14 protein-coding genes are annotated in these 22,797 nt (G+C 38.1%); 9 read left to right on the forward strand and 5 right to left on the reverse strand.

Going from position 1 to position 22,797, the window contains the following annotated elements; all coding sequences use genetic code 11:
* Positions 1-51 precede the first annotated feature (51 nt).
* The 3 genes from ACFIJQ_RS04545 (at position 52) to ACFIJQ_RS04555 (ending at position 6,200) form a co-directional block, all read left to right on the forward strand.
* Positions 52-894 carry a uracil-DNA glycosylase family protein gene (locus ACFIJQ_RS04545; RefSeq protein WP_273788417.1) on the forward strand — a complete coding sequence of 281 codons (843 nt, stop codon included), beginning with the start codon at positions 52-54 and terminating at the stop codon, positions 892-894.
* 69 nt (positions 895-963) lie between these two features.
* On the forward strand, positions 964-3,591 hold the full coding sequence (gene pepN, locus ACFIJQ_RS04550; protein ID WP_375628735.1) for an aminopeptidase N: 2,628 nt from the start codon (positions 964-966) through the stop codon (positions 3,589-3,591).
* Positions 3,592-3,878: 287 nt separating this feature from the next.
* Complete coding sequence (locus ACFIJQ_RS04555; RefSeq protein WP_375628737.1) at positions 3,879-6,200, forward strand: ATP-binding protein; 2,322 nt, start codon at positions 3,879-3,881, stop codon at positions 6,198-6,200.
* On the opposite strand, the gene ACFIJQ_RS04560 is transcribed toward ACFIJQ_RS04555, so the two are convergent.
* Positions 6,197-6,721 (reverse strand): methylated-DNA--[protein]-cysteine S-methyltransferase, encoded by a 525-nt coding sequence (locus ACFIJQ_RS04560; RefSeq protein WP_375628739.1) that lies wholly within the window; start codon positions 6,719-6,721, stop codon positions 6,197-6,199. The genes ACFIJQ_RS04555 and ACFIJQ_RS04560 overlap by 4 nt on opposite strands.
* Before the next feature lie 817 nt (positions 6,722-7,538).
* Here ACFIJQ_RS04560 and carB point away from each other — a divergent pair.
* The 3 genes from carB (at position 7,539) to ACFIJQ_RS04575 (ending at position 13,002) form a co-directional block, all read left to right on the forward strand.
* Positions 7,539-11,024 carry a carbamoyl-phosphate synthase large subunit gene (gene carB, locus ACFIJQ_RS04565; RefSeq protein ID WP_375628741.1) on the forward strand — a complete coding sequence of 1,162 codons (3,486 nt, stop codon included), beginning with the start codon at positions 7,539-7,541 and terminating at the stop codon, positions 11,022-11,024.
* A 244-nt stretch (positions 11,025-11,268) separates the two neighbouring features.
* Positions 11,269-11,478: a cold-shock protein gene (locus ACFIJQ_RS04570; RefSeq protein ID WP_012754908.1), complete on the forward strand. Its 210-nt coding sequence runs from the start codon at positions 11,269-11,271 to the stop codon at positions 11,476-11,478.
* Positions 11,479-11,799: 321 nt separating this feature from the next.
* Positions 11,800-13,002 carry a pyridoxal phosphate-dependent aminotransferase gene (locus ACFIJQ_RS04575; RefSeq protein WP_012754907.1) on the forward strand — a complete coding sequence of 401 codons (1,203 nt, stop codon included), beginning with the start codon at positions 11,800-11,802 and terminating at the stop codon, positions 13,000-13,002.
* Positions 13,003-14,149: 1,147 nt separating this feature from the next.
* On the opposite strand, the gene ACFIJQ_RS04580 is transcribed toward ACFIJQ_RS04575, so the two are convergent.
* Both ACFIJQ_RS04580 and trxB read right to left on the reverse strand, forming a co-directional pair.
* Positions 14,150-15,055, reverse strand: a complete 906-nt coding sequence (locus ACFIJQ_RS04580) for a LysR family transcriptional regulator (RefSeq protein WP_012754906.1) — start codon at positions 15,053-15,055, stop codon at positions 14,150-14,152.
* Between the two features lie 42 nt (positions 15,056-15,097).
* On the reverse strand, positions 15,098-16,054 hold the full coding sequence (gene trxB, locus ACFIJQ_RS04585) for a thioredoxin-disulfide reductase (RefSeq protein ID WP_375628743.1): 957 nt from the start codon (positions 16,052-16,054) through the stop codon (positions 15,098-15,100).
* Between the two features lie 312 nt (positions 16,055-16,366).
* On the opposite strand from trxB, the gene ACFIJQ_RS04590 reads away from it, so the two are divergent.
* Entirely contained in the window at positions 16,367-17,761 is a 1,395-nt protein-coding gene (locus tag ACFIJQ_RS04590) for a TrkH family potassium uptake protein (protein ID WP_375628755.1), read from the forward strand.
* Positions 17,762-18,920: 1,159 nt separating this feature from the next.
* On the opposite strand, the gene ACFIJQ_RS04595 is transcribed toward ACFIJQ_RS04590, so the two are convergent.
* Positions 18,921-19,979: a glycosyltransferase family 4 protein gene (locus ACFIJQ_RS04595; RefSeq protein ID WP_273788410.1), complete on the reverse strand. Its 1,059-nt coding sequence runs from the start codon at positions 19,977-19,979 to the stop codon at positions 18,921-18,923.
* Between the two features lie 17 nt (positions 19,980-19,996).
* Positions 19,997-20,470 carry a transcription elongation factor GreA gene (gene greA, locus ACFIJQ_RS04600; RefSeq protein ID WP_012754902.1) on the reverse strand — a complete coding sequence of 158 codons (474 nt, stop codon included), beginning with the start codon at positions 20,468-20,470 and terminating at the stop codon, positions 19,997-19,999.
* A gap of 338 nt (positions 20,471-20,808) precedes the next feature.
* Here greA and ACFIJQ_RS04605 point away from each other — a divergent pair, with 338 nt between their 5' ends.
* Both ACFIJQ_RS04605 and ACFIJQ_RS04610 read left to right on the forward strand, forming a co-directional pair.
* The gene (locus tag ACFIJQ_RS04605) at positions 20,809-21,123 is read left to right on the forward strand and encodes an SH3 domain-containing protein (RefSeq protein ID WP_273788409.1); all 315 of its coding nucleotides are present in this window, start codon (positions 20,809-20,811) and stop codon (positions 21,121-21,123) included.
* Between the two features lie 259 nt (positions 21,124-21,382).
* The coding region (locus ACFIJQ_RS04610; protein WP_375628746.1) for a DEAD/DEAH box helicase family protein at positions 21,383-22,797 on the forward strand (1,415 nt) is incomplete at its 3' end.

Consider the following 22,797-nt stretch of genomic DNA (forward strand, 5'->3'; position numbering starts at 1 on the left):
GAAGGATAATTTTGTTTGATCTATAGTTGCTAGATCATTAGAAAAAATAAAATGTTAAATCAAACGCCGTGCTCAATTTCTTATGAAGAACTCTTAAACTTTTATAAAGAAAGTGGTGCGGATGCTGTTCTGACAGATTTCCCTATTAATCGTTTTAAGCAGTCTGCTTGTTCAGAGAGCAAATTAATATCTGTCGTGAACATTTCTCATAATCAACAAACATCTCCCAAAACATCTCCCACCGTAAAATCAGATCATCGTCCGCTGCATAACTCTAGGGGGGCTATACAAAATGAACCCACAGCTATAGAGAGTGCAAACAATGCAAAAACACTTGATGAATTAAAATCTGCGCTCCTCGCATTTAATGGCTGTTCACTAAAATTGACAGCAAAAAATACCTGCTTTTCAGATGGAACAGCAGGAAGCCCCCTGATGCTTATAGGCGAAGCACCAGGACGAGAAGAGGATATACAAGGAATTCCTTTTGTGGGAAAAGCAGGGATGTTGCTTAATAAAATCCTCGCATCAATTGGCTTAACAAGAAATAATGTTTACATTGCCAACACTATTCCTTGGCGTCCACCAGGAAATCGTACACCAACACCAAGAGAAGTTGCCTTGTGCCGTCCTTTTATTGAACGGCACATTTATTTAGCGCGTCCTCGTGTACTTATAGCACTGGGAGGCATTGCTGCACAGCTTCTTACGGGATCTCAAAATGGGATTATCCGAACACGAGGGAAATGGCATATTTATGAAAGTGAGGATAATATTAAAATACCTGTTATGCCAACTTTCCACCCTGCCTACCTTCTCCGAACCCCTAGTCAAAAAAAACTTACATGGATAGACTTCTTAGAAGTAAAAAATCGCCTCGATAGCCTTTTGTAATTCTGTAATCTTCTTTGACTCTAAAATTAAACACCTTCTTTAACTCTTAAAATACGAATGGGAAAAACTATGGAACAGCCAACAACATCTATTTATCGTTTGGAAGACTATCAGCCAACCCCTTACGCTATCCCTAAAACACAACTTTCCTTCCAATTGGCACCAACAAAAACCTATGTTACAGCCATATTGTCTATTGAATCCCGTCACAATACAAAAGAATTAACACCTCTTGTTCTTTCTGGTGATGATCTTACTTTAATTTCCGTTTCTATCAATGATGAGATGTTAGCCCCAAACACTTATAAAGTGACGCCTTCACGTTTAGAAATTACAAACCCACCAGCGGCTCCTTTTACATTGAAATTGGTTACGGAACTAAATCCTGAAAGCAACCGCCAACTTATGGGACTTTATCTTTCAAATGGTGTTTATTGTACACAATGCGAATCGGAAGGTTTTCGTCGTATTACTTATTTTTACGACCGCCCAGATGTTCTTTCTACCTATAGAGTGAAAATTGAAGCAGATTCCCAAACAATCCCAATCTTGCTTTCAAATGGTAATCTGGTGGAAACAGGAACTTTAGAGAATAATCGCCATTTTGCCATTTGGGAAGATCCTTATCCCAAACCATCTTATCTCTTTGCTTTAGTAGGTGGAGATCTTGATAAGTTAGAAGACCATTTTACAACTGTATCTGGACGACGTATCGAGCTTGGTATCTATGTGGAAAAAGGAAAAACCAAACGCGCAACCTATGCAATGGATGCTCTTAAACGTTCCATGCGTTGGGATGAACAATGTTTTGGGCGCGAATATGATCTTGATGTTTTTAATATTGTTGCTGTCTCCGATTTTAACATGGGAGCAATGGAAAACAAGGGACTTAACATTTTTAATGATAAATATGTTCTCGCAGATCCTGAAACAGCAACCGATCAGGATTATAGAAATGTTGAACGTGTCATTGCACATGAATATTTCCATAATTGGAGTGGTAATCGTATTACCTGTCGCGATTGGTTTCAACTCTGTTTAAAAGAAGGATTCACTGTTTATCGTGATCAGGAATTTTCATCAGATCAAAATGTACGCAGCCTACAGCGAATTGAAAATATAAAAACATTAAAAGCTACTCAATTTGCCGAAGACGCTGGTCCCCTCGCTCATCCTGTACGTCCTCGTCAATATAGCCAAATTAACAATTTTTACACCACAACTGTTTATGAAAAAGGTGCTGAGGTTGTTCGCATGATACGGACTATTTTAGGACCCTCTCTATTTCGTAAAGGTACTGATCTTTATTTTCAACGTCATGATGGACAAGCTTGTACAATTGAAGATTTTATCGCCTGTTTTGCTGAAGTATCTGGTCAAGACTTTTCCCAATTCATGTTGTGGTATGAACAAGCTGGAACACCAAATGTAGAAATCGATAGTCATTATAACGATGGTGTTTTAACAATTCATGCAAAGCAACATATTCCGGCAACCCCACAACAAAATACAAAAAAGCCCATGCTTATCCCTATATTATTTGGCTTGTTAGGACCTAATGGAGAAAACCTCACCTATGAAGCGGATACAGATATTCAATCAAACGTTATGCTTTTATCCAAGGAAAACCAAACGTTTACATTAAAGGGTCTGCGTGAAAAACCTGTTTTATCACTACTTAGAGACTTCTCTGCGCCAATCAATCTACAAACTCCATTCAATGAAAGCGAACTTATTTTTCTTGCACAACATGATGACAATCACATCAATCGCTGGCAATCTCTTAATCATTTAATGACGCAAGCTTTGATTCAAAGCATTCAAGATGAAACAAAAGTAAAAGAGGGTATGCCCTCTGCTTTGATAAAATTGATTGAAGCTATCATTACAGATGAAAGTCTTGAACCTGAGTTTCGTGCATTTTGTTTAAGTTTACCGAGCGAAGTTGAACTTGCCCATACACTTGGTAAAAATGTTGATCCAGAGCGTATTCATCATGTGCGCAATCAGTTTTTAGCTTCGCTCGCGCATACACATCAAGGGCTCTTCACAAAATTTTATGGGCAAATGCAAACCAAAGAGCCCTATTCATCAAACACTGTACAAGCTGGAAAGCGAGCATTAAAGAATATAATACTGGATTATCTTTCCATTACTGAGGCCAATCCAAATCGTGCTGCCACACAATATGCAACAGCTGATAATATGACTGACCGTATGGCTAGTATCGCTGTTCTCGTGAAGCGTTTTAATGAAAGTGAGCAGGCGCAAAATGCCTTAAATGATTTTGAAAACCGCTATCACCATGATCCTTTGGTCATGGATAAATGGTTCTCCATTCAAGCAATGGTTGCAGGGGCATCAACGCTCGAGAATGTTCAAAAGCTCATGCAACACCCGCTCTTTTCAAAAGATAATCCCAATCGTGTGCGTTCCCTAATCGGTGTCTTTGCCTCTAACAATCTCACGGGCTTTAACAGAATGGATGGAGCATCTTATCATTTTCTTTGCCAAATTATTTTGGAAATTGACAAAAAAAATCCACAGCTCGCTTCATGGTTATTAACAACGATGCGCTCTTGGCGACAATTAGAACCCATTCGACAACAAAAACTTGAAACTGAATTAAAAATGATTGCTGCTGCGCCAAAGTTATCAAGCGATGTCGCTGATATCATCAACCGTCTGCTCACTTGAAACGAAAAATTATTTTAAATCAATATTCTATAATATTTTTTTAAATAAATTCTACAGACTATTCGATCATCATTAAATCTATAAACAGGCAATCTAAGCCTGTTTATAGATCATGTTTAAAGTGCCTTTTTCTTTTCATATTCCACGTTCATAGAAGTAAAATTATTTTTTTTTAAAAAAAAGACTGGACAGAAGACTCCTGTTTTGATTCATTGCACTCGATGGGGTTACTATGAATATCGAAGCAGTTTTTAAATCACATTATTCCATAATTAAAGGAACTGGAAATGGCTAAATTGGACGCATATCATGCGCCAACGGAGGTGTATGCTGATTCAAAATCGAGCGCTCCAAGTCATAAAGCGCAGAAAAAACGTATTCATCTGCTTTCTGGCTCCGCCTATCAAAAGCTTCTCTTTATTGAACCTTGGTTGCGTCGCTCACTTCCGTTTGTTATTTTAGCATTTCTTATTGTACTTGCATCAATTCGTTTTATATCACTCTATGATTGGCGTAACACGATTGATAAGAACACGCGTTCTACCATCACTCTCTTAGCTTCTCATATTACCAATACAATTAATCATGACTTACTGGCTGTTTCTCAGAAAGGAAAAGTCTCTGCCCTTTCTCATAGTCATTTGCAAAATATCCTCACCACTTTTCGTAATCAAGATCTTATTAATCCTAGCACTCTGATCGCCATTATTGATCAAAAAGGAAATGTCTTAGCTTCATCCAGTTCAGAGATTTCTTTAGGAAAACCTTTGCAAGATTTTATCTCTGACAGCATTGCTTTACAATCTCTTGGACAGCACGTTGGAATTATGAAAATTACAATAGGAAAAGATGCCCCTGCTCTTGCTTCATTTCAGCAAACAGAAAATGGGCAATATGGCGTATTCATTAGCGAAAAAATGCAAGATAGCGCCATGGAATGGCGGAAAATTCTCTCGTTAAATATAACCCTATTCATTGGAACTAGTGGCGTTATCCTCGCTCTTCTTTATGCTTATTACAACCAAATTGTACGAGCACGCAAAACGGATCTTGTCTCAGAAAAAATTCAAAACCGTATTGATATGGCAATGATGCGTGGACGCTGTGGACTATGGGATTGGAATATGGCAAGTGGACGCGTCTACTGGTCACGAGCAATGTACGAAATGCTGGGCTATGTCCCTCAAGATGCATTGCTCTCAATTTCCCAAATTAGCGCCATTATCAATCCAAATGATGCGAATTTTTTTGATCTTGCTCAGGAATTAATGAGCGGTAAAAAAAAGCATATCGATATTAACGTTCCCATGCGCCATGCCGATGGCCATTATGTCTGGATGCGCATTCGTGCTGAAGTTACTGAAGAAGAAGAACCCCATTTGGTTGGTATTTCCTTCGATATTAGTGAACAGCAACAATTGGCTGAACAAACAGCGCAAGCCGACCTTCGTATCCGTGATGCAATTGAAAACATTTCAGAATCTTTCGTCTTGTGGGATTCAGAAGGACGTTTAGTCATGTCCAACAGCAAATTTTGCGAATATGCTGCTATTCCTAAACAAATTCTACAATCCGGTATCCAACGTGCAACCGTCGAAGCCATGGCACGCCCTGCTATCAGTGAATATCCCCTTAAAGATGATGGTACTGGTAACTTAACCAGTATTCGCCAAACGGCAGATGGTTGTTGGCTCAAAATTAACGAACGGCGAACCCAAGACGGAGGATTGGTTTGTATTGGTACTGACATTTCTGAGCTTAAACAACAACAGGAAAAATTTGAAGACAGTGAAAGGCGTCTTTTTTCTTTTATTCAAGAACTCAAACGTGCTCGAGGAAGTGCTCAACAACGTGCCTCAGAAGTTGAAAAACTTAATAAAAGTCTCAAGGCAGAAAAAGAGCGTGCTGAAAGTGCTAACAAAGCTAAATCAGAGTTTTTGGCTAATATGTCCCATGAATTGCGCACGCCACTTAACGCTATTCTAGGCTTTTCAGATATCATGTTGCAATCGACTTTTGGACCTCTTGGCTCACAACGCTATAAGGAATATATGCATGATATTTACAATTCGGGAACCCATCTTCTAACCCTTATCAATGACATCCTTGATATGTCAAAAATTGAAGCTGGAAGATTTTCGCTTGATTGTAAAAATACCGATCTTGAGCCCATCATTAGTGAAGCTGTACGGACACTAACGCCTCAAGCTCAAGAAAAAAATATTGTTGTTACAACAAACATTACGCCAGAACTTCATGCTGAAGTTGATGGTCGTGCAATGAAACAGATTTTCCTTAATCTCATCTCTAATGCCGTTAAATTTACGCCTTCTGGCGGAAATATTGATGTCTGTGCTTTCAAGAAAAAAAACAACCTTATTTTTAAAATTACAGATACAGGTGTTGGTATTCCCCAATCAGCAATTAAAAAACTTGGGCAACCTTTTGAACAAGTTGAAAATCAGCTTACTAAATCTCACACGGGCTCAGGTCTTGGCTTAGCCATTTCACGCTCCTTGCTAGAACTCCACAAAGGAAAACTTGAAATTACCTCAAAAGAAATGAAAGGGACAACTGTAACGATTATAATGCCCATCACACAAAATTAAATTCCTCCATTTTGTTCTCGTTGTAGCAAAATCTGTTTCCGTTTGGATCCCCAACGATACCCTGAAATAAAACCATTTTTACGCACAACACGATGACAAGGAATGATAACAGCCAATTCGTTACGTGCACACGCATTAGCAACGGCACGAAAAGCGTTCGGTATACCAATACGGCATGCTAAGACTTCATATGAAATTGTTTCACCACATGGTATATCACATAATACTGCCCATACTTGTCGTTGAAAAACTGTACCATTTATATCTAAGGGAAAATTATATTTTTTGACCAACTTAGGTGTTTCTATCATGGCTATAATATGAGCAACTTCTCTCTTAAATGTATTGTCACCTACAACTTGTTGTGCATTGCCAAATCGTATCCTAAACTCCTGTAATAATTGCTCTATAGTATCTCCTAACGCTATATAACAAATCCCTTTTTGAGACCTAGCCACCAAAAGCTTTCCTATTGATACATCTTTCAGACAGAATATTCTCGTTTGGGAAATGTTCAGCATTTTAGCCTTCTTTATATTTTTAAATATTTTTGAACATCATCCATAAAGTAAAGAGAGAGTATTCACTATCTTTTAACAGCAAACAAAATCATTCTGAAATTATCTCCTTAGCCATTGTATTAAAATACACTCTCACCCTTTTATGAAATGGAAACATACATCTATTGATTTTCTTCCTACCCTAAAACGGAAAGTTCGACCAGAATCGATCTATCAACAATCTTGCCTTTTATCTAACAGATTCCAACTAAGACCATTTCATATGGTTTATTTCATAAGCTCTCTAAAAACAAATTCCGCCCTGGATTCTATCATATACTCTAACAAAAAACACCTTAATGTAGTAAATTTTCATACCTTATATCACAGCTCTAAACGGTAGTACTTTACGGAACAACAAGATAAACTTCCCATTTCATTTTACGAAATCCCATCGAACCATAAATAATGGCTTATGTTTTACAAGCAACAGAAAAAGTGCGCTCCCTCTTTAGGAAAACAACGTCATAAAAACACAAAATATGCCGGCAATGGATTGAAAAGATGTTCCGGCTTTTATTCTCCACAGTATGCTTAAATATTCTAATTTGTTGGAGTACTACTATTATTTTTTTATCAAAGATCATACTTTTGATATATTGACGAGATGACTCAGCTCAAAAAAGAAATTTATCTTCAATTTTATGAAAAAAAGCATGGAAAAGGTATTTTAGTGCTTACTTTCTTTGTCACTTAACTTATAAAATGACTGTAGCCTCAGAACTGAAATATTTTACCCGCAACAATCGCGCACAGATATTTGTCATAGGAAAAAGCCATGCCCAAACGCACAGATATAAAATCTATTCTTATCATCGGAGCAGGACCTATTATCATTGGTCAGGCATGTGAATTTGATTATTCAGGCACACAAGCCTGTAAAGCATTAAAAGAAGAAGGTTATCGAATTATTTTGGTAAATTCTAATCCTGCCACGATTATGACAGATCCAGATCTAGCTGATGCAACGTATATAGAGCCCATTACTCCTGAAATAGTTGCCAAAATTATTGCCCACGAACGTCCCGATGCCCTTTTGCCCACTATGGGAGGACAAACAGCCCTCAACACTGCTTTATCATTAAAGCGTATGGGTATTTTAGACCGCTATCATGTTGAAATGATAGGGGCCAATGCTGATGCTATTGATAAAGCTGAAGATCGTGCTTTATTCCGCCAAGCGATGGCAAAAATCGGTTTAGAAACGCCACGCTCTATGTTAGCCAATGCAACAGAACTAAAAGAAGAAAATCGCCGACAGCACGCAAAAACGCGTGCTGAACTTAAAGCAAAACTTTCTGGTGCTGCACTTGACAAAGCACTCGAAGAACTTGAGCGCAACTGGCGACATACCGAAACTGATCGCAAACAACATTATATCGCCCATGCAACAGCAAAAGCAGTTCAAGCTCTTGATGTTGTTGGACTTCCAGCTATTATTCGTCCTTCATTTACCCTTGGTGGAACCGGTGGTGGAATCGCTTACAATCGTTCTGAATTTTATGAAATTATTGAACGCGGTCTTGAAGCTTCGCCTACAACTGAAGTTTTAATTGAAGAAAGTGTTTTAGGGTGGAAAGAATATGAGATGGAAGTTGTTCGTGATAAGAACGACAACTGTATCATTGTTTGTTCTATTGAAAACATTGATCCAATGGGGATTCATACCGGTGATTCGATCACTGTAGCGCCTGCTCTCACCTTAACAGATAAAGAATATCAATGTATGCGTAATGCTTCGATTGCTGTTTTGCGTGAAATTGGTGTTGAAACGGGGGGATCCAATGTACAGTTTGCTGTCAATCCTGAAAATGGGCGCCTCATTGTTATTGAAATGAATCCGCGTGTTTCTCGCTCTTCAGCGCTTGCCTCAAAAGCAACGGGGTTTCCCATTGCCAAAGTAGCCGCTAAACTGGCTGTTGGTTATACTCTTGATGAATTAAAAAATGATATAACGGGTGGTGCAACACCAGCATCATTTGAACCTTCTATTGACTATATTGTGACAAAAATTCCTCGTTTTGCTTTCGAAAAATTTCCCGGTTCATCACCTGTCCTCACAACTGCGATGAAATCTGTAGGAGAAGTCATGGCAATTGGACGCACTTTTCAAGAATCGTTACAAAAAGCACTCCGTGGACTTGAAACAGGACTTACGGGTCTTGATGAAATTGTTATTCCAGAGCATGCTGAAGGTGATGAAAAAAGTTCTATACGCTCCGCCATTGCAATACCAAGCCCTGATCGTCTACGCTATATTGCTCAAGCCATGCGTACAGGCTTACCCATAGATGAGATTCACCAAATTAGCAAAATTGATCCGTGGTTTTTAGAACAAATAGCCTCCATCATTGAAATGGAGCAGCGTATCCGCGTTCATGGATTACCCCAAGATGCAGATAACTTACGTATGTTAAAAGCTATGGGATTTTCAGATGCGCGATTAGCCTCCCTTACTGGAAAAGAACCCGATGATATCGCAGCTTTACGCAAATCACTGAATGTTAGACACGTCTTCAAACGGATTGACACTTGTGCCGCTGAATTTTCTTCTCCTACAGCCTATATGTATTCAACATATGAAGTTCCCTTTGCAGGTATAGAGCACTCGGAAGCACACATTTCTGAACGCAAAAAAATTGCTATTTTAGGCGGTGGACCAAACCGCATTGGGCAAGGTATTGAATTTGATTACTGTTGCTGCCACGCTGCTTTTGCACTGCGTGATGCAGGCTTTGAAGCGATTATGATTAACTGTAATCCTGAAACAGTTTCAACCGACTATGATACCTCTGATCGCCTTTACTTTGAATCTTTAACAACAGAAGATGTTATCGCTATTTTAGAAGCAGAACAGGAAAAAGGAGATTTGGTTGGAGTCATCGTCCAATTTGGCGGACAAACACCCTTGAAATTGGCAAGCGCTCTAGAAAAACACAACATTCCCATCTTGGGTACTTCACCTGACGCTATCGACTTAGCAGAAGATAGAGATCGCTTTCAAAAACTGTTATTTAAACTTAACTTAACACAACCTCAAAATGGTATTGCTCACTCCATTGAACAAGCACGCCTCATTGCCCACGAACTAGGCTTCCCATTGGTTGTACGTCCCTCTTATGTTTTAGGAGGACGTGCTATGCAAATTATCCGTGATGAACGTAGCTTACAAAATTATTTACTTGAGAGTGTCCCAGAATTAATTTCAGAAGATATCAAAGTCCGTTATCCTAACGACACAACAGGACAAATCAATATATTGCTTGGTAAAAATCCGCTTCTCTTTGATACCTATTTAACAGAAGCAATTGAAGTAGACGTTGATTGTCTATGTGATGGCAACGAAACACTGATTGTTGGTATTATGGAACACATTGAAGAAGCTGGTATCCACTCTGGTGATTCAGCATGTTCTTTACCAGTCCGTACGCTCTCAAATAAAATAGTTACTGAATTAGAGCGCCAAACCAAAGCATTAGCACAAGCACTTCATGTTCGCGGCTTCATGAATGTACAATATGCTATAAAAGATGACACCATTTATGTCTTAGAAGTCAATCCCCGTGCTTCACGTACTGTCCCATTTGTTGCAAAAACGATTGGTCGCCCTATTGCTAAAATGGCTGCACGTATTATGGCAGGAGAAACACTTCATGATGCTCTTCAAGCTTATGGTGGATTACCTTCCTTGCAGAAAAAACAACATATTGCCGTCAAGGAAGCAGTGTTTCCTTTTGCTCGTTTTTCAGGTGTTGATACACTTCTTGGTCCAGAAATGCGCTCAACCGGTGAAGTTATGGGACTTGACTATGAATTTTCGCTTGCTTTTGCTAAAGCCCAACTTGGAGCTGGTGTAAAACTCCCTAAAGAGGGAACTTTGTTCGTTTCTGTAAGAGATGAAGATAAAAAACGCATCTTAAATCCTGTAAAACGTTTAACTGAGCTTGGCTTTTCTGTTGTCGCCACAAGTGGAACACATAAATTTCTTACCGAACACCACGTCGAAGCAACAAAAATCAACAAAGTCCTAGAAGGGCATCCTCATATTGAAGATGCCATTCGTAATCGCCAAATTCAATTGATTTTTAATACAACTAGCACTGCCAGTGCCATCTCAGACTCAAAATCATTACGTTATGCAGCACTCATGCAAAATGTTCCCTATTATACAACAATAGCTGGGGCCGAAGCCGTCGTAGAAGCGATCAAAGCACTCAAAAAAAGGCGCCTTGAAGTACGTTCACTACAAAGTTATTTCAGTTGAATTTTTTCTACTCAGCAAAAGGTACACTGCTTTCTTATTTTTTTTATATAAAAATTGATTAAGACTTGCTTTTTGTTCTAAAGACTTTTATAGAGGTTTCATCGAATTTTCGGTTACGTGACTTTCTTTCCTGTGCGATCTGCACTTTTGACGAAACTTCTCCCACCTAATTTCGATCTACAACCGTATTGAAGGAATGAAAGCTTCAATACTCAATATAATTATATATTCTAAGGAGTTTCCTATGTCTACAGGAACAGTTAAGTGGTTTAATACAACAAAAGGTTTCGGATTCATTCAGCCTAGTGATGGTAGTGCAGATGTATTTGTGCACATTTCTGCTGTTGAGCGTTCTGGTCTAAACAGTCTTAATGAAGGGCAAAAAATTTCTTATGATGTTCTTCAAGATCGTCGTTCAGGAAAATTTGCCGCTGGCAACCTTGCAGCTCTTTAAGGTTTAAATTCTGCAATATTTTATTTAAAAATCTTCGTCTGTAACGACGAAGATTTTTTTATTTTGTATAAAGCATCATTTTACCTTGTTAAAATAAAAAGCTGCTTATCTCCTTTGCACAATTTATCACCCCCCCCTTATACTTCCTCTAAAACTTTCGTAAAATCTAAGAATAGATTATCTTGTAAAAATCTCAAAAAAGAAGAATGTAAAGCCCGTGTAAGAGTATTTTGGAAGTTTTTTATTGCATACAATATAATCTCTTATAGAATATCCTTAAAGCAATAACTATTTGTTGATATAATATAAGGATTTAAAATTATGGCTTTTATTGCCGACAAACTGTCTCGTATCAAACCTTCTGCAACAATTGCTGCTTCCCAAAAAGCCCGTCATTTAAAAACATTAGGGCGCAACGTTATTGCTTTAAGCGCTGGAGAGCCAGACTTTGATACCCCAGACAACATCAAAAACGCGGCCATTGAAGCTATTCGAAGAGGAGAAACAAAATACCCTCCCATATCTGGAATTCCAGAATTGCGCCAAGCAATTTCTGCAAAGTTTAAAAGGGAAAATAATCTCAATTATGAACCAGAGCAAATTATTGTTGGTACCGGTGGAAAACAAATTCTCTTTAATGCATTGATGGCAACTTTGAATAAAGGGGATGAAGTCATCATTCCATCTCCTTATTGGGTAAGTTATCCAGAAATGGTTGCACTCAACGATGGTACGCCTGTCTTTTTAGAAACAAAAGCCGAATTTTCTTATAAACTCCAACCACAAGAGCTAGAAGCTGCCATTACCCCCAAAACCAAATGGTTCATCTTTAACTCTCCTTCAAATCCATCAGGTGCCGCTTATACACATAATGAATTGAAAAAACTCACAGATGTTTTAGTAAAATATCCTCATGTTTATATTCTTTCCGATGATATATATGAACATCTCACATATGAGGGTTTTACCTTTGTTACTCCAGCTCAAGTAGAACCAGCGCTTTATGAGCGTACACTCACAATGAATGGTGTTTCCAAAGCATATGCGATGACGGGATGGAGAATCGGCTATGCAGGGGGACCACAAGAATTAATTAAAGCTATGGATACCATTCAAGGTCAGCAAACATCTGGAACAAGTGTCATTTCACAATGGGCTGCTGTTGAAGCACTCAATGGGCCACAAGACTTTATCGCTAAAAATAAAAGTATTTTTCAAGCACGCCGTGATCTCGTTGTTTCCATGCTAAACCAAGCTCCTGGCATTCACTGTCCAACGCCCGAAGGTGCTTTTTATGTTTATCCTTCTTGCACAGGACTTATTGGAAAGAAAACACCCAACGGTCAATGTATTACGAATGATGAAGACTTTGCCATAGCGCTTCTAGAAACAGAAGCTGTTGCTGTCGTCCAAGGATCTGCTTTTGGACTTGGATCAGCTTTTCGTATTTCTTATGCAACATCAGAAGAATTACTTGAAGAAGCTTGTATACGTATACAGCGCTTTTGCAACAGTTTAATTTAAAATTTTTAATATCATCTATTGTGATCGTTTTTTTGCCGAATGTCAGTATATCCGAGAAAATATCGGAAACTGTATCATGGTCTGAATCAATCGATTCAGCAAAAATATCCATGAATAAACACAACAATAGAGGCTGTAGATAAAGATCAAAAAAATCTAGCGATCAAATAAATGAATCGGTTTATTATCATGAGATGATAAAAAAACTATTCTGCTTTCTCTATTCAATGTATAACTCTAAAAAAGATCGAGCGCTTTTAAACCCAATTGCCCTTACAATCAAATCTTTTCTATTTCTCGGCTTCTTCTTCGTCCTAAAATGAAGAAGAAGCCACTTCCCGTCGTTATGTAAACAATCCAGTTTCCTTTAAGTTCTATCTAATAACGACTTGATTTACTTCATAGGCTTTATGAACAAGACCTGCCTTAAATATTCACCTCTCACTCTAATAAAAAGCACCTCAATGTATAAAGTTTTAAATATTTTATATCATGCCCCTAAAAGACAGACTTTTATGCTACAACAGAATAAATCTCTCTCAAACTCCTTATTGAATTTTAGTATTCTTAAAAAATTGTTGGATATCCACAAGTTTCGAAATTTTTTCCTTATCATCCTCCCATATATTGCAATTTCTAGGAGCTCTTTCAAAAATAAAAAAAAAGCCGGACATATGTCCGGCAAATTTGGAAAATCCTCAGAGATAAAATCAATCTGATAGATCTTCGTAAGGGAACACTCAAGAAAATGCACTGGGAGGCAACATAATCAAGAGATAGCATTCTATGTCATTTTATAAGAAAAAGTACAATAAAGACTTAAGCGTATCTGCTATGCAATAAACACATAGCTTTAAATTTGTCTCTATCATGTACCACTCTTTATTAATTAAATATAAAAATGTAAGCTACACCATCACACGATTGTCCAGTTTTCAATATATAATAACTCTCACATTTGCTAGCATTCATAAAAAACATTTATCCCTTTTTTCAAAAGTATTTTTCCACACGGACTCCATCCACTTTTAATGTGCAACGAATAGTTTTAATTGATTCAATATGGGCAAATTTAAAACGAAAGAATATTAGGGGAGTCTCAAATTGTAAAAAAGTTAATTATTCCTTATAAATTAAGGCATTAACATTAAAAAGACCACTGACGGGCTTTTAAAAAAATATAATCTCGAAAAGCATTTAACCTTGCCAAATTCTTTAAATTATAAGGATAACAAAAAAAAGTATCAAAAGAAGGAATATCAACCATATCAGGAAAAAGACGCACCAAATGCTCATCATTATTGACGATATAATCAGGCAGCACAGCAATCCCAAGATCACGCATAAGCGCATTCTTTATTGAGATGATATTGTTGATTTGTAGAACTGAAACGCGCAATGATCCATCACTTCTACCAGCCTTTTCCAACCAATTTAAACCAGACAAATAAGGTGGGACAGGTTCACCGAACGAAATAATACGATGCTCATCGAGATCAGACAATTTTTCCGGCTTTCCATAATTTGCAATATACTTTTCCGAAGCATAAACATGCATATGAATTGTAAAGAGTTTTCTTTGTATAAGATCAGGTTGTTGGGGTTGATGTAAGCGAACAGCACAATCCGCATGACACATTGTCAAATCAAGCTCTTCATCGGAAAGCAAAAGCTGAACCTGCATATCAGGATAAAGACTAAGAAATTCTGGCATACGCTCTGCAATCCACCCTGCCCCCATTCCAAAGGTCGAGGTTACACGCAAGTGCCCCGTTGGTTTTGCATAGCTTTCACTTAGTTGCAAACGTACACTTTCAAGCTTCATCAAAACATCATGAGCTGTACGATAAAGAGTTTCTCCCTGTTCTGTAAGAATCAAACCACGCGCATGACGTTGAAATAAGGATACCCCAACCTCTTGTTCTAAAGCCGAAACCTGTCGTGAAACTGCTGACTGAGATAAATGAAGCTTTTGAGCAGCATGCGTAAAAGATCCCGCTTCTGCTGCAGCGTGAAAAACCCTTAACTTATCCCAATCCAACGGTGGTGCCACAATTAATTCTACCTCTAAATTCTTTATGTTCTCAATGAGTTACTAACGCTTAGATATATCCAAAAACCGTTCTGCTTCCAACGCTGCCATACATCCTCTTCCCGCAGCTGTTACAGCTTGGCGGAATATTTCATCTGTTACATCCCCAGCAGCAAAAACACCAGCAATGCTTGTTGCTGTTGAGTCCGGTGCTGTCCATAAATAGCCGCCTCGTTTTTGTTTCAACTGTCCTTCAAACAGAGAAACAGCAGGATCATGCCCAATAGCAATAAATATTCCCTCTGCATTCACTGTCATCTCGTGACCTGTCTTAACATTTTTCAGACGTGCCCCTGTTACAACAGCGCCCACTGCCCCCTGTGCAGGCAGCCCCACAATTTCTTCCACCACATGATCCCAAATGATACGTACGTTCTTGCAAGCAAGCAACCTATCTTGCAAAATTTTTTCTGCCCGAAACTGCCCCCGCCTGTGAACCACGCTTACACTTTTAGCCAAATGCGATAAATAAAGTGCTTCTTCAACAGCGGTATTTCCTCCTCCCACGACAATAACGTCCTTATCACGGTAAAAAAAGCCATCACATGTAGCACAAGCGGACACACCACCGCCCATAAAGGTTTGTTCACTTTCTAAACCAAGCCAGCGCGCTTGAGCTCCTGTTGCAATAATCAGTGCATCACAAGAATATTGTGTTCCTGAATCCCCATATAAGACAAAAGGATACTTCAACAAATCAGCCTTTATAACTGTATCATAGACAATTTTTGTCCCCATATTCTCAGCTTGTTTCGCCATTTGTTCCATCAACCACGGTCCTTGAATGGGATCTGCAAAACCTGGATAATTCTCAACATCAGTTGTAATTGTCAATTGTCCACCCTGCTGCAAGCCCGTCACCAAAACCGGCTTAAGCATTGCTCTTGCTGCATAGATCGCCGCTGTATAACCAGCTGGACCTGAGCCAATAATCAGCAGACGAATATGCGATTGTACCATTAAATCCCCTTCACTTTATTATAACTTAATTATTCTATAAATGATAACGGAATGCAGCCTTTTAAAAAAATATTTTTCAAGAACTCCAATTATGTTATATGTACTTCATTTTCAAGTTTTATAAAAAGGTCTGATTACCAATTTCATCAAGGCATCCTAATGTTAAGAATTAATCTTTATCCTATAAAGAGAAAAACGTAAATTCTTATGAGCACAAAACCATAATAAAAAGAGATACAAAGATAGGGAACGGTCATTTTTCAGTTTATTATCAATGTCTGTGCACGTTTTGCGTTAATCATGGCAGGAGCAATGCTTTTGCCAATTTTTGTGGATCTGCACGACAACAATCGTAATTGGATAACCTTTCTCTATTCTTGTGCCATAACCACAATGTTAGCAACGCTGATTCTTTTAGCAACTAAGGGAGCTACTTGTCGTTTTTCAGCACGGCTTGGCTTTATGCTCACTGTTTGTCTTTGGCTAACAGGAAGCATCGTAGGTGCCTTACCTCTTTATCTTTCTCCTCTTCCCATTTCTCTAGCAGGAGCCATTTTTGAATCTGTTTCTGGAATTACAACAACAGGTTCCACAGTCCTTTCTGATCTTGATAATTTATCGCGAAGTATTTTGTTATGGCGTTCTCTTATATGCTGGATTGGGGGCATTGGTTTTATCGGTTTAGCCCTCTTACTTTTGCCTTCACTGCGTGTGGGTGGCGTACGACTTTTTCATATGGAATCATCTGATAAATCTGAAAAAATATTGCCTCGCATCAACCAAATTGCTAACGGAATTATCATCGCTTATGTTGGTCTCACATTGGCTTGTATGCTTTCTTATTTTGCTGCAGGCATGAATTTATTTGATGCCATTAACCATGCAATGAGTACAGTCGCAACAGCTGGTTTTTCAACGCATGATGCTTCTTTTGGTTATTTTTTAGATAAACCAGCCATCTTAATTATTTCAACAATCTTCATGTTGCTTTCTGCTTTGCCCTTCGTACTTTATGTCAAATTAGTCCTTCCTGGACACTCCAAACGCTTCCTTGACCCACAAGTGATTGTTTTTCTCCATATCGTTCTCCTTTTCAGCTTTGCTTTAGCGGCATGGCTACGGTTTTATGATCATCGCTCGTTCCACTTAATTTTCCTTGATGTCATTTTTCACCTTTCATCCATTATTAGCACCACAGGTTACAGCGCTGAAGATTATCAACTTTGGGGACCATTTGCGCTTGGAATTTTCTTCATTGTTTCTTTTACAGGCGGATGTGCTGGTTCTACTTCTGGTGGCATGAAAATCAATCGCCTCATTATTCTTTGGCGTATTACACAAACAAATATAGAAAAACTTCTTTCTCCTAATGTCGTTGTAAAGGCGCGCTACGATCACTCAAATATATCAAACGATGTTGCTCAAGCCGTTTTGTTTTTTGTCTGTCTTTATATGTTTTGCCTTGTTATCGGCACTGCACTTTTGCTTACAACCGGTCTTGACTTTACCTCTGCCTTTACAGGGGTCTTAACCGCACTTTCAAATGTTGGTCCAGGCTTTGGAGATATTATTGGCCCCACTGGTAATTTCTCTACAATCAACGATAATGCTTTATGGATTTTAAGTTTTCTAATGTTAGCTGGACGCCTTGAAATCATAACAATATTCGTCCTTTTTATTCCCGCTTTCTGGCGTGAACAATTCTAATGCATAAAGCATTTTATTCTACCATGATAAAAAATTTACAACATAAAAAGGTGTGAACAGTATGAGTCATAATATTCACCCCTCACTCAATCCACTGAAGATTTCCGAAAATTTCATACAAATCATCATATCAACGATATAAATGTTGATATAAAAATAATTCGACAAGAGTAATCAAATACTAAGAGCCTTCAAATCCAGAACATATAAAACTTCACTTTATTGATCTTCTTTATCAAATAAAGTGGGCACATAGAACATCCTTTTTTTTTTACGAATAATCTCTCATGCAAAAAATATGAATATTTGCTGATAAAAGTGCTTTTTCTCTTTAATAGAGTTACATCCTTATAGAAAATAAAATGCTATTATATTACGAATTCACAAGCTTGTTTGTAAAAAAACATCTCACAATACTCATCACCCCCATTTCACGACAGCTCTCATGAAAGATATAAAATGGGCACCATCATTTTTACTTAAATAATAATAAGGTGCAAGACGGTACCACAAAATAAGATATAAATTAGTACCACCATACTATTTTCTTTCTGTTAATGTCGTAACAGCCTGCATTTCAGACAATTTATAAGAAATTTCTTTATACCCTGTCTTCAATAGTTTTTATCCACCACATGCTTTCTTCCAATTGTGATGTGCAAGAGGATAGCTCTTATTCAAATTAAAAAGGTAAATTATCTATAGAAATCATATATATATTGATCTTAGATCCATCTTATTATGAATTTATTGAAAATATGTACGACTATTTTACCCATGGAGACACCATAAATATCTTTTTAAAGACAAGAAAACGTTTTTTCTATCTATTTAAGTCTTCCAAAACGAACAATATCAGTACGACACCGTATATCTAGACTTGAGTTAAAGCATTATTTTCTTATTCTAAAATATCACTGAATAAAAATAATTTTCCTCTCTCCTAGTATGCTTCATCATAAAGCACATATTGCTCTCAAGCGTATACATTTTTAATCTTTTATCCAAAATTTTGAGAACTTCTTATAGCGTTCTACCAAAGACAATATAAATTTTGTAAAATAACATTTATATCATTGAGCTGTTTTCTTGATGACTATGAAAAACCTTTAAGGAAAACACTTTTTATCACTCCTCAAAAAGATTTTTGATATAATAATCAAAGTGTTTTTTCCGCAAACAGTTCTTTGTAAACACGCTCAATCTCGGTTGTCTCCTTTTCCAAAGGAAAGTGTGTACGAACATGGGTTAAAGCTTTCTTTCCGGCGACCAATGTTTTTTCTACATCAGAAAAATAAGGTTCAATTGCTGCTGTTAAAGCCGCTCTATCTCCTGCTTTTACAACTGTTCCTGTTCCCTCGACCACCAATTCTTTATAAGCTCCTGCATCACTCGTTACAACAGCAACCTGTGATGCCATTGCTTCTAATGGTGTTAAACCGAAACCTTCTGTACGAGAAGGTGCAACATAAAGCGATAAACGACGATACCACAAAGGGATATCCAGAATCTCACCAAGAAAAATAATGCGATCATCCAGACCAGCCTTAGCAATCTTTTGGTGTAATTCTTTTTCAAAATGATAATATTGCTCTGTCGTACGACCAGCAATAAGTGCTGTCCATTCAGGATAGTCAGGCAATAACGCTATCATGGCATCAACAAATAAATCTGTTCCCTTTGAGTAACGCAGACGCCCAAAACACCCTACCGCATATTTTCCTGGAAATCCTGTCGAAGAAAAGTAATCATCAAGAGTCTGTGGTGGAGTAAAACGCCTCACATCCACCCCATGCATAATAACCTTATGAGGCACTTCCAGATAAGCGCCCGTATGTGTACTGGTAGCGATAACCCTATCCATACAGCGAATCAACCATTTGGTAAAAGGCTTATGATGGCGTTGTGAAGCCGATGTAAAGATAAGTTTCAGCTTCATTTTCAAGATATCGCGCAAAAAGATCCCAAAAAGCATCTCAATATTGCGTCGTGCATGCCAAATACGAAATGGCTTCCCTTTCGGACTTTTCCAAAGTCCGAAAAGGTCCTTAAAGGCAAGAGCCGGCAAAGTTTGTGGTAAACCAAACCCCAAAGTGGATATACGCACCCCCTGTTCGCGTTGCAGTGGAATAAGCTGAATAATCGTAGATGTTACTCCCGATAAACGCCTTTTAAAGTGAGGCGCAATAATCTCAGTTTCATCCAAAGATACACGCATAATAATCCATATGTTATTTAGATGTACTGAACCTTAATGATCTCGTAATTATGCGCACCACCGGGTGCATTCACCTCAATCACATCACCTTCTTGCTTGCCAATGAGTGCACGTGCAATAGGCGAAGAAATAGAGATTTTACCAACCTTTACATCAGCTTCTTGATCTCCTACGATCTGATACACTTTTTTTTCTTCAGTATCCTCATCCAAGAGTTTAATGGTTGCTCCAAATTTTATTTTGTCGCCTGAAAGACGCGTAACATCTATAACTTCTGCTCGTGCGATATAATCTTCAAGCTCATTTATACGCCCCTCATTATGGCTTTGCGCTTCTTTAGCTGCATGATACTCAGCATTTTCTGATAAATCACCATGTGCACGCGCCTCAGAAATTGCTTCAATAATTCGCGGACGCTCCTGTTGTTGACGCCAACGCAACTCTTCTTTAAGACTCTCAAAACCAGCTGTAGTCATCGGAACTTTTTCCATAATCCGTCCCTTTCTATTACACGGAAGGTTTAATAAAAATACAAAAAACGGCTTCCAAAATTACTTTTGGAATCCGAAAACTACGATCTTTTTCATTATATAGTACAGTATCGCTATTTTCCATACAAAAATAAATAAAGGAAACAAAACATGCACAAATAGTGATTAAAACATCTCATTTTGGTGTTTAAACCGTTAAACTTCACTCTTCTCTTTAAAATCTCCTAAAGAAGAAAGAATTGTATTTTTTTCTGTTTTATCATAATCTAGCAAAAGAAATCATATGGGATACAAAGAGAGAAGGATAGAAAATCTCTAAAGAAATTCTTTACAGAAGAATGAAAAAAATCGTCATTTTTTTTATGTTTGGCTCTTTCTTTTTCGCCACAACGGTATCTGAAGCTGCGGATGCTTTTGTTACGAGAAATCTTAATTTTAGAACAGGTCCTAGCACTCAGTATGCACTTTGCGGCTTAATCTCTGCTGGAGAATTGGTTTTTGTTAAAAACTGTGAAGGCAATTGGTGCCATATCCGATATAACACTCAAATAGGTTGGGTGTCATCTCGTTATCTTTCATTTAAAGATGGAAATGATCTTTATCACACATACACGATGTCTTTAGTGCCCAAACGTACCGATTATTCTCCATAACAGCCATAATAACTTATGCCATTTTAAATATCATCATGGCAAAAATGCAATAGTGTCCACGAACAACCACAATATGCCCCCTCCAAAGAAACACTTCGAAGAATTCGTCTCATAGAAAAAACTTGATCAATATCCTAATGAAAGCTCCAATAAACCAAAATAAATCTGTTCAATAACGTTTTGCTGTTGTCGTAATGAAATTGTAAAAATTAGTATTTTCTTTAAAATCACCAGCACTTTTCTATTAAAGGATACAACAATGAAAAATGGTGTTACAGCAACAGTTGAGGCTCTTTCTGCTCTGATTTCCTCAGGCAATCCTCTTTTTAAGAATGGCGCGTTATGGACACCTCACCGCCCTGTTCGTCCTGAAAAATCTGAAGGTGGCATTCCATTTCAACTCGAAACACCCTTTGAACCTGCAGGAGATCAACCTCAAGCAATTAAAACTCTGGTTGAGGGAATTCAAAAAGATGAACGTACACAAGTGCTTTTGGGTGTTACCGGCTCAGGAAAAACCTATACAATGGCCAAAATCATTGAAGAAACACAGCGTCCAGCTTTAATCTTAGCACCAAATAAAACTCTAGCAGCGCAGCTTTACGGAGAGTTTAAAAGTTTTTTTCCCCACAATGCCGTCGAATATTTTGTTTCCTATTATGACTATTATCAGCCAGAAGCCTACGTTGCACGCTCTGATACCTATATTGAAAAAGAATCCTCAATTAATGAACAAATCGACCGTATGCGCCATGCAGCAACACGTGCTGTCCTTGAACGTGATGACGTCATTATTGTCGCGTCTGTATCGTGTATTTATGGGATTGGTTCAGTAGAAACTTATACTGCTATGACCTTCAAAATAGAAAAAGGTGATAAACTCAATCAACGAAAACTCTTGGCTGATTTAGTCTCTCAACAGTATTATCGACAAGATATCAATTTCATTCGTGGTTCCTTTCGTGTTCGAGGGGATACAATCGAAATTTTCCCTGCCCACCTCGAAGATCGTGCTTGGCGTATTTCGCTCTTTGGCGATGAAGTGGAAACAATTACGGAATTTGATCCTCTAACGGGACAAAAAACAGGCGATCTTCAATCGATTAAAATTTATGCCAACTCACACTACGTAACACCACGCCCAACACTCAATCAAGCGATGAAATCGATCAAAATGGAACTTGCTCAACGCCTTGATGAGTTGAACGCAGCTGGACGTCTTTTAGAAGCACAACGTTTAGAACAACGTACAATTTTTGATTTGGAAATGTTGGAAACCACCGGCTCATGCTCTGGAATCGAAAATTATTCACGCTATTTAACAGGACGAAAACCTGGAGAACCACCACCAACCTTGTTCGAATACATTCCAAACAATGCTCTTGTTTTTATCGATGAAAGTCACGTAACCATTCCCCAAATTGGAGGCATGTACCGAGGTGACTTTCGAAGAAAAGCAACCCTAGCAGAATATGGGTTTCGCTTACCTTCCTGTATGGACAATCGCCCTTTACGCTTTGAAGAATGGGATGCCATGCGCCCACAAACTATTGCCGTCTCTGCAACACCAGGACGCTGGGAAATAGAACAATCTCACGGCACTTTTGCAGAACAAATTATTCGTCCAACAGGGCTCATTGATCCGCCAACAGAGGTTCGTCCAGCCAGCAATCA

The sequence above is a fragment of the Bartonella sp. TT67HLJMS genome, from assembly GCF_042193375.1.
In the GTDB taxonomy this organism is placed as follows: domain Bacteria; phylum Pseudomonadota; class Alphaproteobacteria; order Rhizobiales; family Rhizobiaceae; genus Bartonella; species Bartonella grahamii.